This is a genomic window from Mucilaginibacter sp. (assembly GCF_025359345.1).
Taxonomy (GTDB): domain Bacteria; phylum Bacteroidota; class Bacteroidia; order Sphingobacteriales; family Sphingobacteriaceae; genus Mucilaginibacter.
The window spans coordinates 315,777-328,761 of record NZ_JANYGQ010000009.1 but is presented as its reverse complement, the minus strand read 5'-3'; the positions used below and the strand labels follow the sequence as shown (position 1 = coordinate 328,761).

General features: G+C 43.3%; 10 protein-coding genes. 6 read left to right on the top strand and 4 right to left on the bottom strand.

Annotated elements, in window-relative coordinates:
• Positions 1 to 188 precede the first annotated feature (188 nt).
• Positions 189 to 1,565 carry a sialidase family protein gene (locus tag Q0R52_RS05190; RefSeq protein WP_295792788.1) on the top strand — a complete coding sequence of 459 codons (1,377 nt, stop codon included), beginning with the start codon at positions 189 to 191 and terminating at the stop codon, positions 1,563 to 1,565.
• A gap of 261 nt (positions 1,566 to 1,826) precedes the next feature.
• On the opposite strand, the gene Q0R52_RS05185 is transcribed toward Q0R52_RS05190, so the two are convergent.
• Positions 1,827 to 2,603, bottom strand: a complete 777-nt coding sequence (locus Q0R52_RS05185; protein WP_295792786.1) for an NUDIX domain-containing protein — start codon at positions 2,601 to 2,603, stop codon at positions 1,827 to 1,829.
• A 146-nt stretch (positions 2,604 to 2,749) separates the two neighbouring features.
• Here Q0R52_RS05185 and Q0R52_RS05180 point away from each other — a divergent pair, with 146 nt between their 5' ends.
• The 4 genes from Q0R52_RS05180 to Q0R52_RS05165 all read left to right on the top strand — a co-directional run bounded on the left by Q0R52_RS05180 (position 2,750) and on the right by Q0R52_RS05165 (position 7,479).
• Positions 2,750 to 5,251 (top strand): glycoside hydrolase family 2 TIM barrel-domain containing protein, encoded by a 2,502-nt coding sequence (locus Q0R52_RS05180; protein WP_295792784.1) that lies wholly within the window; start codon positions 2,750 to 2,752, stop codon positions 5,249 to 5,251.
• A 45-nt stretch (positions 5,252 to 5,296) separates the two neighbouring features.
• Positions 5,297 to 5,671 (top strand): hypothetical protein, encoded by a 375-nt coding sequence (locus tag Q0R52_RS05175; protein ID WP_295792782.1) that lies wholly within the window; start codon positions 5,297 to 5,299, stop codon positions 5,669 to 5,671.
• 12 nt (positions 5,672 to 5,683) lie between these two features.
• Entirely contained in the window at positions 5,684 to 6,526 is an 843-nt protein-coding gene (locus Q0R52_RS05170) for a sugar phosphate isomerase/epimerase family protein (protein WP_295792780.1), read from the top strand.
• A 149-nt stretch (positions 6,527 to 6,675) separates the two neighbouring features.
• The gene (locus Q0R52_RS05165; RefSeq protein WP_295792779.1) at positions 6,676 to 7,479 is read left to right on the top strand and encodes an SDR family oxidoreductase; all 804 of its coding nucleotides are present in this window, start codon (positions 6,676 to 6,678) and stop codon (positions 7,477 to 7,479) included.
• Between the two features lie 137 nt (positions 7,480 to 7,616).
• Here Q0R52_RS05165 and Q0R52_RS05160 read toward each other — a convergent pair whose 3' ends face one another.
• Entirely contained in the window at positions 7,617 to 7,982 is a 366-nt protein-coding gene (locus Q0R52_RS05160; RefSeq protein ID WP_295792776.1) for a nuclear transport factor 2 family protein, read from the bottom strand.
• A 98-nt stretch (positions 7,983 to 8,080) separates the two neighbouring features.
• On the opposite strand from Q0R52_RS05160, the gene Q0R52_RS05155 reads away from it, so the two are divergent.
• Positions 8,081 to 9,001, top strand: coding sequence for an AraC family transcriptional regulator (locus Q0R52_RS05155; protein WP_295792774.1), 921 nt, complete (start codon positions 8,081 to 8,083; stop codon positions 8,999 to 9,001).
• Between the two features lie 102 nt (positions 9,002 to 9,103).
• Here the strand turns inward: Q0R52_RS05155 and Q0R52_RS05150 are convergent, their stop codons facing one another.
• The gene (locus Q0R52_RS05150; protein WP_295792772.1) at positions 9,104 to 9,754 is read right to left on the bottom strand and encodes an NAD(P)H-binding protein; all 651 of its coding nucleotides are present in this window, start codon (positions 9,752 to 9,754) and stop codon (positions 9,104 to 9,106) included.
• 80 nt (positions 9,755 to 9,834) lie between these two features.
• Positions 9,835 to 12,921 (bottom strand): DUF2723 domain-containing protein, encoded by a 3,087-nt coding sequence (locus Q0R52_RS05145; protein WP_295792769.1) that lies wholly within the window; start codon positions 12,919 to 12,921, stop codon positions 9,835 to 9,837.
• Positions 12,922 to 12,985: the final 64 nt, after the last annotated feature.

Genomic DNA, 12,985 nt, shown 5'->3' with positions numbered 1-12,985 from the left:
TCGAAAGCCGTTTTTCTTGGCTTGACAACTATAGAAGGTTGTGCAGAAATTATGAGCTCTTGATTGAATCTTTCGAAAACAGGGTCAAACTCGACGCTATAAAATTATTATTAAGCACAAGGCTCTAAATTAAAAATATTATTTTATTAATATTGTGTATTATTGGATACTAACAACCTCACACACAGATGAAAACACTACAATTATACCTATTGTTTTTTACCTTTTTGTTGGTTTCATGTTCGCATTCGGGTACAACGGCGCAGGCACAGGTTCAGAAAAAGATATCGCAATTCAATAATGCTGGTTTTTGCGATTTCCTGATAGATAAAAACGGCGTATACCACGCAGTTTTTCAGGAGACGCCCGACAACGGCAAACCAAAATTTATTTACTATGCAACGTCAACCAACAAGGGTGCAACCTGGAGCAAGCCTGTAACCTTAAGTAACGATAATACCGGCAACGGTGCTGGCTACCCGAGTATATTGCAGGATGCAAGCGGCAGGATATATGCGATATGGAAGCGGTATGGCAGCATTGAACGTACTTTATCGGATGTTAGCCTGGACGGGCCGGGTGGTGGTGAAATGGGAACTTTATACTATAAAGTATTAAGCGGAGGTGCCTGGAGCAATGCGATACAACTTAATGAAATGATAGGTGCGCAGCAATCGTGGTTTGCCACAGTTGCGCCAACTGGCGTAGTTTGTGTTTTTTGGACACAGGGCGATCCGGCACAGGTTAAACAACAGCATATTGCTTCCTGGTATTATTGCGATTACGTGCGGGTAGCAACGCTCAATGGTGCAAGTCCGTCGGCCTATTCGGACCTTACCACGCCCAGCCAACCGGCTGATCCGAAAGATTTTCCGCCTAAACAGGATGGTGCTATTAATTTAAATGGTTATGTTGATAAAGCCGGCAAACCGCATCTGATATTTGAAGAAATAGATGCAGCCGACAAGGCACAAAAAATTAAATATTTTGATGGTGCCACCCAACGGTATGTTTATAGTTATCCCAAAAGCGGGCACGCTAATACTTATTATAACCCGCCGCGTTTGCTTGTTGACGAAAAAGGGACTGACCACGTCATATTTTTGCCCGAACCGTCAACGCTGGAGAGTGCCCAGGTTTGGGATATTAACTTGGCCACTAATAAAACCAACGTATTAACTGCCGTAGAAAAAAAAGGTGTTTCTATCTATGGTTATCAGGCCCGCCAGGGGCCAAACGGGCAAATGGCGGTTGTAATTGAAGTTGGCGGTTGGTCTGGTAACTGGGAAGCTTTTGGTATGTTTTATACCAATGGTGCCTGGAAAAATTTAGGGCTTACCAATAATGCTGCTAAAGAAAAATTCTTTTCCAAGGATTTTATAGGGGTTGGCGGTTACCTGACAAATGTGGCTATGTCAACCACCTACCGAAGTAACTTTGCCAGTGTGGCCTATGATGCCACCGGCCGCAAAAGCATGTTAATGACCATTGCCGAACATGCAGTAGGTAATGGCGGCTACAGCACGGAAAACCCGTTTATTACTTATATGCAGATAGACAGATAAGAGCCCTACATTAGTTAATCAAAATATTCTAGACGAAGAGCCTGTTTAAAAATGGATAAAGGCTTTCGCTAATCGGTTATGGTCAAACTCGGCGCAATAAAATTATATTGCACAAAAAGCCTCTTAAAGAATCCAGGGGCTTCCCTTTTATTGGTGGCTTCGTTTCGCTCATATTGCCGGAAGCCTGACCGGAGGCTCGGGTTCCGCTCCCGCTGCATACAAGCTTTTGACTTACAAAGTTTTTCGATTATCAATTCCAGTTTAAAATACCAAAGCTACCCCGCTTTTCAATCCCTCTTCATATTTCTCCTTATCGAACTTGTAAAGAAAGGGTGAGCGATGCCGGCCTATTTTTCTTGTCTCGTCCAGCTTAGTGACTATTTTGGTTAGCAGTAGCTTTTTGGTAAAGTTACGGTCATCCAGTGATTTGCCTAAAATAGTTTCATAGAGGCTATGAATTTCCGGTAAGGTGAATTTTTCAGGCAATAACTCATAGCCGATGGGGAAATGCCCAATATGCAGCCGCAAAGCGGATAGTGCTTCGTTGATTATATGCGCATGATCGAACATCATAGGCGGGAGTTCGCTTACCGGCCACCATTTGGAGTCGGCTTCCAATTCGCCTTTTGTTGATTCGACTTTGGAAAACTCAGTGAGTGTGTAAAAACAGACGGATACAAAATAGTCAAAGATCCAGGAGTTGGCCGGAATTTCAAAACCTGTAACTTCTTTAATATGCTGTGGAGTGAAGCCTTTGTCAATAACACGCTGCGGGTTTCCAAACGAGCCAAATTGTTTAAGGTATAAATCCTTAAGACCGGTGCGGTCAAAAGCTATCCGGCTGGCCGCCTCTTCAATGGATTCGGTTTTTTTAATATAACCTCCGGTAACCGTCCACTTATCTAAAGTATAAGGCTGTTGCAACAACACTTTTAGTTCTTTTTCGTGATATCCAAAAATGACGTTGTCGACGGCAACATTTCGTAAAAACTGATCGGAATATGCTGCAAAATCGGCAGCATCTGTTGGGTTTGTCATATTAATCATTCAGTATTTGCCAAAAATAGGTGCTTAACACCATACAAAGGTACAAAAAAGTTTAATTCCGTAAAAAGTACGGAATAATTTGGAAATAAGAAAATAGCGTCTTATCTTTATTCCGTTTTTTATACGGAATTTAAATTATGAGACAGGCGTCCCTTTTTACAACGTTATTTTTTGTGCTGGCATTGGCAGGCAAATCCTATGCACAAGATTCCCGCGCGATATCATTTGACAAAAGCTGGCGATTTAAAAAGGACACACTAAAAGGAGCAGAAAAACCCGGATTTAATGATTCGGAATGGCGCATGTTAAATCTGCCGCATGACTGGAGCATTGAAGATCTGCCAAACCAAAAGGAGGGCGAAGTGCAGGGGCCGTTTACAAAAGCTTCTATAGGGAAGGCTGCAACCGGGTTTACAGAAGGCGGGACAGGTTGGTACCGTAAGAAGTTTACCCTGGACAATGCTTATAAAGGAAAACGAACATACATTTTATTTGATGGGGTATACATGGATGCCGATGTGTGGATCAACAGGCACCATTTGGGTAACCATCCATACGGTTATACTTCGTTTTCCTATGATTTAACTAACTATCTGAACCCGATTGGCAAATCGAACTTAATAGCGGTCCGCGCAAAAAATTTAGGGAAGAACAGCCGCTGGTATTCCGGCTCGGGTATTTACCGGCATGTATGGTTGCTGCCCGTAAATCAGGTTCACACGAAGCTTTGGGGTAATTTTATTACAACTCCCGAAGTCTCGGGTAAACAGGCAACAGTAAATATTCAAACCAATGTGGAGAACACCTCATCCCAACGGAAAGCAATAAGCGTAAAATTCGAATTGCTTAATAGTTTAGGTAAGGTTGTAGCTTCCAAAATTCAGCCCTTAACTATTCACGACAGTAGTGCCGTTTTATCGCAAAAGTTAATAGTTACAAAGCCTAAGTTATGGGATTTGGACAATCCTGTATTATACAAATCCAGGGTGTCATTGATGGCTGCAAACAAAGTCATCGACCAAACGGTAACGCCATTTGGCATCCGAAGCCTAATATTCGATGGGCAAAAGGGCCTGTTATTGAACGGGCAGGTGGTGAAATTGAAGGGCGGATGTGTTCATCATGATCTTGGTCCTTTAGGGGCTGCGAGTATCGACCGGGCCGAGGAGCGTAAAGTAGAACTGATCAAAAAAGCCGGGTACAATGCCATCAGGCTTAGTCATAATCCGCCGTCGCCCGGTTTTTTAAACGCCTGCGACCGGCTGGGCATGCTGGTTTTGGACGAGGCTTTCGACATGTGGGAGAAAGCCAAAAACCCGGAGGACTACCATCTTTATTTTAAAGATTGGTCGGAGCGCGACCTGGAATCGATAATACTGCGGGACCGGAACCATCCATCGGTGATAATGTGGAGTATTGGAAACGAAATATTCGAAGCGCCCGATTCGTCGGGTTACCGCAATGCAAAACGTCTTTCGGATGGGATTAGAAAGTTGGACCCTACCCGCCCGGTTACTGACGCCATTGTCTTTTTACCTGGTTATACTCAGAGGCCCTGGGCCGCTTACGAACCGCATCTGGCCAACATGGATGTCGACGGGTACAATTACTTCCTGGATAGATCGATCTACTTTCAGCGGGATAGTGCAACGCTTCATCGTTTCGAAACAGAACGCGCGAAACACCCAAATAAACTATACATGTCGACTGAATATTTACCTGGCTCAACTTTGGAAAATTGGGATGCTACAGAAAAATATCCCTGGTTCCTGGGCGGGTTTTGCTGGACAGCTATGGATTATATCGGAGAGGCTGGTTTAGGTTATTCTCTTAGGGTGCCCGAGTCACAAAAACTACCAAAGGGAATTGTGGGAATCGGATTATTTTATAGAAATAACTGGACGGTTTATAATGCCTATTGCGGCGACCTTGATCTGATTGGCGACCGGAAAACAGAATCATATTATAAAAATGTGGTATGGCGCAACAGCCCGGTTGAAATCCTGGTGCATCGGCCCATTCCGGCGGGGCAAAAAGAAGTAATAGCAACCTGGGGAATGCCTGATGAAATAAAATCATGGACTTGGCCGGGTCAAGAAGGCAAGAAAATGCAGGTTGATGTTTATACCAGGAGCAAAACGGTAAAACTGGAATTAAACGGAAAAGTAATAGCGGTGCAGGATGTTCCTGAAGGATCGATAACTGCCAAGTTCCAAATCGACTATCAACCTGGAGTATTGGTCGCAAGAGCCTTCAACGGTGATAAAGAAATGGGTTCGAGTACCTTATCGACAACTGGTAAGCCAGCAGGCATACGTCTTATTGCAGATCGAAAACAGATAAGCGGCAATCAGAATGATCTTTCTTTTGTCAGTGTGGAAGTTGTGGATAGTAAGGGTAATGTAGTTCCTTCGGTTGATGGACTTGAAATCGAGTTTAAGCTTACCGGGGTAGCAGAGATTGCTGCTGTAAGTAATGGTGATCCTTCAGATATGTCAAGTTTCCAGCAGCCCCACAAGAAAGCCTATAATGGCAAAGCACTGGTGGTCATAAGGCCTTTACAAAGTAACGGGACCGCAATATTAACAGCTGCCGCCAAAGGACTGCAAGGCAGTTCGGTACAAATCCAAATCAAGTAATTAAATAGAAAAAAATAATCAATTAAACACTAAAGTTAAAAAATCATGAAAAAGTTAAGTCTAATTTTTACAGTAGCGGTGGCGCTATTTATTTCAACAACAGTTAAGGCACAAACAAAGGATTACTTTGCAGGTAAATGGACGGTGACCGTTATGGGAACCCCTAACGGAGATGCAAAGATGGACTTTATTTTTGAAAGAAAAGATGGCAAGCTGGTAGGCGCCGTGCAGGACTCAACAGGTAAGGAGATGACGAAAATCACAACTATTGACGAAAAAGACAAATCTATCACCGCTGCCTTTACTATTCAAAGCTATGATGTTACCCTTACACTTGACCCCGTAGATGACGATCATGTAAAAGGCAGCTTATTGGGGATGTTTGATGCAAAGGGCACACGGAAAAAAGAAAGTAAATAATCAGCGACTAAAATGAGAAAAATTCAAATATCAGGCGCGCTGACCGTTGTTTTATGCGCTGCCATTTTTGTTTCATGGATTAAGCCAAAAGCACCCGCAAATTGGAAATTGGGCATAGCTCTCTGGACTTTCCACAGGTTTACTCTGGCGGAGTCGATCAGGAAATCAGATAGTGCCGGGGTGCACTATATTGAGGGTTCTACTTTTCAAAAAGTGGGCGATGAAATTGAAAACACATCAGTTACGCAAATTTCTGACCAGGGAATTGTGAAACTGAACAAATACCTCGATGACCATCATTTACAGATGAAGTCTATCTACGTTTTTGGCGGCAAAACAATTGCCAGTTGGAAAAGTCAGTTTGAACTTGCTAAAAGATTAAAAGTGGACTTCGTAACAGGAGAGCCGCAGAAGGAGTTATGGGATAGTATCGACAGCCTGGCCGGGGTGTATCACATTAAGGTTGCTATTCATAACCATTGGAAGGGGATGAGCATTTACTGGCACCCGGATTCGGTATTGGCGGCAATCAAAGGGCATCCTAATTTTGGGGCCTGCCCCGACCTGGGGCACTGGCCCAAGAGCGGTATCGACGCTGTCGAGGGATTGAGGAAACTTCAGGGACATATACTCGCTATTCACTTAAAAGACGCAGACGAGCTTAACAATCCTAAAGCCAATGATGTAAACCTGGGCAAAGGGGTGGTAAACTTTAAAGCTGCATTTGATGAGTTGAAAAGGCAAAAATACAAGGGCTATATCTACATTGAAAGAGATGCCGATTACCGGCCAAGTAACCTGCCATCTGTAATAGAGGAGATCGGCTACTATAATCAACTAACAGGTAAATTATAAATATGCTTTATAAGGCTACCAGGTTTTAAATGCGGACACCATAAGTATTTATAGTCTAAACAGGTTTAAATCTTATTATTTCGCTATAGATGTGTTTAGTTAAAATGGGTAACTAAAGGAAAAGCAATTAAAAAAAAGTAAGCATTAAAATGAAAGTTGAAAATAAAGTAATTGTTGTAACCGGTGGCGGCAGTGGCATGGGGCGCGAATTAGTCCTAAACCTGCTGGCGAAAGGAGCAAAGGTGGCTGCGATAGATATAAACGAGGCTGCAGTAAAAGAAACCGCGTTGCAGGCCGGTGAAATGGGAATTGCCTTAGCCACATTTGTAATCGATATTACTGATAGGCTCGCGGTGGAAGGATTATTAGAGAAAGTGATTGGAAAGTTTGGATCGGTGGACGGCATCATCAATAACGCCGGCATCATTCAGCCATTTATAAAAGTGAATGATCTTGGTTATGATGTAATTGAACGGGTAATGAACATCAATTTTTATGGTACGCTTTATTTAATTAAAACATTTTTGCCCCACCTTCTTACACGTCCGGAAGCGCATATTGTGGATATTTCCAGCATGGGTGGTTTTGTACCGGTACCCGGACAGACCATTTATGGAGCCTCAAAAGCCGCAGTGAAATTGTTAACTGAAGGCCTGAGTTCAGAATTAAAAAATACCAATGTTAAAGTTACCGTAGTATTTCCGGGAGGTGTGAATACCAATATTATGAAAAACTCAGGCTTGGAAATTCCGAAGCAACCAGGAGAAAAAGCCAAAGCCCATAAAATCTTATCTGCTGTAGAAGCAGCTCAAATAATTATTGAAGGCATGGAAAATGACTGTTATCGCGTATTGGTGGGGAAGGATGCAAAGATCATGGATTTTTTATACCGCCTTAATCCAAAATCAGCGGCCTCAATGATCAGCAAAAAAATGAGCAAAATTCTTTCATAGTTATAATTATGCTGGACCCTAAATAGCTTTTTATCTGCTTGGGCTACCCGGAAGCCTCTTAGAAAAATCTAAGAGGCTTCCCTTTTAATGGTGGCCTCAACTGGCCAATAGTTATTCAACCAGTTTTCGACTGATCGCTAATAAAAAAACGTTTCGGATATTATCTTATCGTCCTTTACGCCGAAAACTGCAATTTCTGCTATCTGTAATCTCTGGCCGTTTTTTAAGGTCATGTCTCTGCCCATGGCCACACTAAAGTAGCTGCCTCCAACTACAGGTTCGCTGCTAAAAAAGCTGTGCACTTCGGCTATAGTTTCCTGCCTGGCTTTTGATTTGGCCAAAACCGCGTCAATACCGGTGGTTATAGTAGGCACGCCCATTGCCAGGGCATGCTCGGGTTCGGTGCAAACAATGTCGGCGCTATAAAGCTGTTGATAAATTTCTGCTACCTGCCTTTGTTGAAAAAGTTCGTAGTAGCGATTGGCTAATTCCTGTGTTGTCATTTCTTTTCTGATTATTAATGACACAAAGCTAGTCTCTGGTTCAATACTTAAAGTGTTAAAAAGTGTTGTATATTTGCTTAATCGTATCAATTTATTAAATGGATGCTTTAAGTACCGTATTAGAAGCCACCCGGCTCAGGAGTGTTGTTTATAGCAAATTCCCCCTGTCGGCCCCGTGGGGACTGGATGTTATCCAGGACCAAAATTCGCAATTCTGGCGGTTGGTAAGCGGCAGCTGTACTGTTGGCTCGCCCGACGGCAGTATCATAGAATTGCAGGAGGGCGACCTGGTATTTGTGCCTAACGGCAGCGCCCACTGGATAGCAGATAAAGCTACAAGTTTACGCATGCCCTCGCCCGAATTTGTGAAGGCCCGCAGGGCCGGGACCCCGGTTTTTAACAGTGGGGGCGAGGTAACTACCCTTATAGCTGGCCATTTTGAATTTGATTACCAGCCCCTGCATCCTTTTTTAAAGGATCTGCCGCCAATTATTCATATCAGGCAATATGTAACAGAAAACCAGCTTTTATTAAAGCAGGTTGCACAATTAATGTTGGACGAACTTAATAACGAAAGGCCGGGAAGCGGTGTAATACTTAAAAGCCTGTCGGAAATTATGTTTATCAATATCATAAGGGCATATTTAGAGCAGGCTGCCCCCGGCACCGGTTTCCTTTCCGCATTAAATGACCCGAGGATCAGCAAAGCGCTAAAACTGATGCAGGACTCGCCCCAAACCGATTGGACGCTGGAATCTCTTGCATCGGAGATCGGTATGTCTCGTTCTGTTTTCTTTAACCAGTTTAAAAAATTAGTACACGAAACACCGTTGAGCTACCTTACCAACTGGCGTATCAGGCAAGCCCAAAAGTTATTAACGACGAACAACAGCAATATATCCGAAATTGCAGCGAACGTAGGTTATCAGTCAGAATCAGCTTTTAACCGGATCTTTAAATCGAAAACGGGGCAGACGCCCGCAATGTACAGGAGGAGTAAGCTTTCCGAAATGAAATAAGCCGCAAGATAAACCTCGATTTCATAACACGATATAAATAGTAATTCTCAAATCGCGAATTGAGAATTATTGTATTCGCGGTATCGAAAACGACTGACAACTTTACGATACAACCGGGCTTTCTTTCACATACAAATTGTTCTTCAGGCAATCAACCATAAACCTGGCTACGTTTTGCCGGCTGACGGCTAAACCCGGTTTAGGCGAATTGTTAAGGCTTACCACAACATCCCTGATTTTAGTTGAATTTGTTAACCCAGTAGGGCGAACCGCCGTCCAATCAAGGTTTGATCGTTTCAGTAATTCTTCCTGCACCTCGTGATCGCGGTAGGGGTAGCTGATGTTGCTGTGTTCAATAAGCCACCTAAACCAAAACGGAATATCTTTTTTGGTTTCGTTTACACCCCAGGCGGTTGTTATAATTATCCGTTTAATATTGAGCTCGCCAGCGGTTGCAATAATATTCTTCATGCTTGCCGACAGGAAATCTTTCGGTGTACGCAATTTTGCCCAAGGGAAATCGGAGGTACTGGATATATTCAGCGAACTTAAAATGGCATCGCAATCCTGCATGGCTTTCACCAAATCGGCTTGTACAAGTGGCGTGCCTTCAAAAACTGATACTGCCGGTGGATAGGCAGGCAACTTGCTTTTGTCGCGAATTAACACGTTTATTTCAAAGCCTAACTTCAATGTTTCGCTAACAAGGTGTCGGCCGGTTCTGCCTGTTGCCCCAAGGATAAGTACTTTCATGCCGTGTTTGTATGCCGGCAAGATAAATAAAAAACGGCCCTGTTTTCGCAGGGCCGTTTAGCTTTTCGGTGTAACAATATTTATTGTTGTGGCTGCCTTTGCAACACTCCGCCAAATTTGTTGGTATAGTCCTTTAGCTCGTCATTAAATTTCTTGGTTAACTGCGTTTGGTGGCTATTGCCTGTGAATTCAACCATCGCATTAAGGAACGACACGCCGTATTGTACCGTACGTATATCAAATGCGCCGGAGTTATCTTTCATCAGGTAATAGTTATAATCAAGCTGATCGATAAGGTAGTCGTTTACACTGGTCATCAGTTTATTACCCAAAACATTATCGTGCAGGTTATAACTGGTTTGAGCCATGAATATTTTGCGGTTGGCAACTTCAATGCCAGGGGTCATATCCGGCATTACGTCGTCAAATTTATGCAGAGCTTTTAGGGCTAAGTCAGGGTGACCGTCTTTAACAAGGCCGTCGGCCAGGTCAAGGAACGTCGTAACCATAACCGGGTAAAACATGGTGGTCGACTCGTGGTCTAAATATTTAGCTGTTTTAAAGTTGCCAAATTTAAACTTGGTCATGATGTTTTCATACATCACCAGGCTATTGATTTTGCCTAACTGGTCGCGGGTACTGGTATCCGGTCTAAGCGGTAACAAACGATAGGTAAAACCTTCTTTATATAAGTACTGCTGCAAACCAATCAGGTTTTCGTTACCAATGGTAGTAGTAAAGCAAATAGGCCTTTTCCAGTTATTATGTGCCAATATATCCAACATGGCCAGGTTTTCTTTGGTTACATAGTTCGATGTATATTTCCATTGCATAACTGTAGCCAGTTTATCCTTTTGCTCAGGCGTTATTACATTGTTCTTTAAAACATCATCAGGGTTAATGGTGATTTTAAAGTTTTTTGTAGGCAGGTAATTCTCGTAGCTGCCACCCGGCTGAAACTGCACCTGTGCGGCCCGGTTGTCTGACGATATGAAATCAAATACTTCTTTAACTTCTACCGGGTCGGCTATTTTTTTATCATCAAAATAAATAACGTCGCGCACACCTTCTTTGTATTTATCGTAAGGCATAGTTATCGGCAATGGCTCCGATTCGTTCATTTTACCCTGCATCTGGTGTATGTACCAGTCGCCGGTAAACAGGCTGAGGTTAACAATACGCACATCAGGGCGTATGCCTTCCACTTCCTGATCGTACCATAGTGAGTACGTATCATTATCGCCATAAGTAAATAATATGGCATTTTTAGGGCACGATATCAGGTAATTATAGGCCATATCATGCGGCGTCATTTTGGTTGAGCGGTCATGGGCTTTCCATTCCTGTTTTGCCATAACTACCGGGGCTGCCAGCAGGCAAACACCCGTGGCCACCACTGCAGCAGTTTTAGCGTTTGCTTTTAAGCGGATAAGCTCGGCTAATGCCACCACCCCAAGGCCAATCCAAATGGCAAAGGCGTAGAAAGAGCCGACGTACGAGTAATCACGCTCGCGCGGCTGTATACTGGGCTGGTTAACATATAATACAATAGCCAGGCCGGTAAAGAAGAAAAGCAGCAGTACTACCAATGCATCGCGTTTTTTACGCTGAAAATGGTAAGCAGCTCCTAATAATCCAATTATTAATGGTAAAGCATAAAGCGGTGTATAAGTTGTACCCAGTTGAATACCCTGGCCCGGTATTTTTGGCCCACCAACTACCGATTTTGGTAAATGTTTGCCGCCATCAAGAATCCCGCTGGTCCAGTTTCCATCAACCCCTACCATGCTTTGTTGCCCATCCAAATCGTTGTAACGGCCAACAAAGTTCCATAAAAAGTACCGCCAGTACATCTGGTACATTTGCCAACTAACCATCCATTTTATATTGTCGCTAAAAGTAGGTGCGGCGTTTTCGTCCATTTGTAACCATTGGCGGTAAAACTGCGGGTCCTGGCCGTCGCTGCTGTACATACGCGGTAAAAAGGTGGTATGGTCATACTGGTAAGTTGTTCTCTTGCCAGCATCTTCATATTTGGTTTTGCCTTTACGGTAAATAGTACTGCCTTCATTTTGAATCGGGCTGCCATTTTCATCGACTTTGGGTTTGGCGTCAAAATACTGACCAAACAGTAAAGGGTTTTCGCCATACTGGATACGGTTTAAGTATCCATACAAAATAAAGGCATTATCGGGGTGCGAGTTATCCAAATTGGTGCCTGCGGCAGCTCTGATGGGGATATAGGCAAATGAGCCGTAACCTAAATAAACAAAGGAAACGCACAAGAACGCCAGGTTCATTAATGGCTTTTTATTGCGGATGCTGTACATAATACCAGCAACCAATATGCCCACAATTATCAGGAACCAAACCATAGCGCCGCTCCAGAAGCCAAGGCCTAAATTGTTTACAAAGAAAAGGTCGAAATAGGCAGCTATTTTAATGGTATAGCCACGTATGCCGTATTGTACAAAAACAAGTATCAGAACACCTATTAAAAAAGTGCCAATTGCACCACCTACGTTAACATTACGGCCGCGGCGGAAGTAATAAACCATGGCAATTGCCGGTATGGTGAGCAGGTTAAGCAGGTGGATACCTATTGAAAGGCCTATTACATAGGCGATAAATACCAGCCATTTATCGGCACCGGGCTCGTCGGCATGGGCGTCCCATTTTAATATTGCCCAAAAAACAACAGCGGTACAAAGCATTGAAAGCGCAAACACGATGGTTTCGACAGCCGAAAACCAAAACGTATCGGTATAAGTGAAGGCAAGTGCACCAACTAAACCGGCACCCATAATAAGTATAGTGCGGCTTTGGTCATCAGCTTCGCCCGGCTTAGGGGCCAGCATTTTTTTGGCGATGGCGGTTATGCTCCAAAACAGGAACATAATAGTTGCGCCACTGGCAATGGCCGAGCCCATATTTGTAAAATAAGGCACCTTTGCATTATTGCCGAATGATAACAGCGAAAATACTTTACCAAGCATGGCAAACAAAGGGTAACCGGGCTGGTGAGCAACCTGCAAACGGTACGCGCAGGAAATGAACTCGCCGCAATCCCAAAAGCTTACCGATGGTTCGAGCGTTAAAATGTAGGTGATTGAAGCTATGACGAAACAAAGCCAGCCTAAAAGATTATTTATTTTATTGTATTGCATGGATTACAAATAATGGTTTATTGCAGGGTAAATATCAGGTTTTTTAACACTTTTTTCACTAAAA

What these genes read in the sequence shown, in the direction of transcription:
- Q0R52_RS05150 (WP_295792772.1), bottom strand. Translation starts at nt 9,754, where the DNA reads ATGAAAGTACTTATCCTTGGGGCAACAGGCAGAACCGGCCGACACCTT.
- Q0R52_RS05190 (WP_295792788.1), top strand. Translation starts at nt 189, where the DNA reads ATGAAAACACTACAATTATACCTATTGTTTTTTACCTTTTTGTTGGTT.
- Q0R52_RS05145 (WP_295792769.1), bottom strand. Translation starts at nt 12,921, where the DNA reads ATGCAATACAATAAAATAAATAATCTTTTAGGCTGGCTTTGTTTCGTC.
- Q0R52_RS05155 (WP_295792774.1), top strand. Translation starts at nt 8,081, where the DNA reads ATGGATGCTTTAAGTACCGTATTAGAAGCCACCCGGCTCAGGAGTGTT.
- Q0R52_RS05165 (WP_295792779.1), top strand. Translation starts at nt 6,676, where the DNA reads ATGAAAGTTGAAAATAAAGTAATTGTTGTAACCGGTGGCGGCAGTGGC.
- Q0R52_RS05170 (WP_295792780.1), top strand. Translation starts at nt 5,684, where the DNA reads ATGAGAAAAATTCAAATATCAGGCGCGCTGACCGTTGTTTTATGCGCT.
- Q0R52_RS05175 (WP_295792782.1), top strand. Translation starts at nt 5,297, where the DNA reads ATGAAAAAGTTAAGTCTAATTTTTACAGTAGCGGTGGCGCTATTTATT.
- Q0R52_RS05180 (WP_295792784.1), top strand. Translation starts at nt 2,750, where the DNA reads ATGAGACAGGCGTCCCTTTTTACAACGTTATTTTTTGTGCTGGCATTG.
- Q0R52_RS05160 (WP_295792776.1), bottom strand. Translation starts at nt 7,982, where the DNA reads ATGACAACACAGGAATTAGCCAATCGCTACTACGAACTTTTTCAACAA.
- Q0R52_RS05185 (WP_295792786.1), bottom strand. Translation starts at nt 2,603, where the DNA reads ATGACAAACCCAACAGATGCTGCCGATTTTGCAGCATATTCCGATCAG.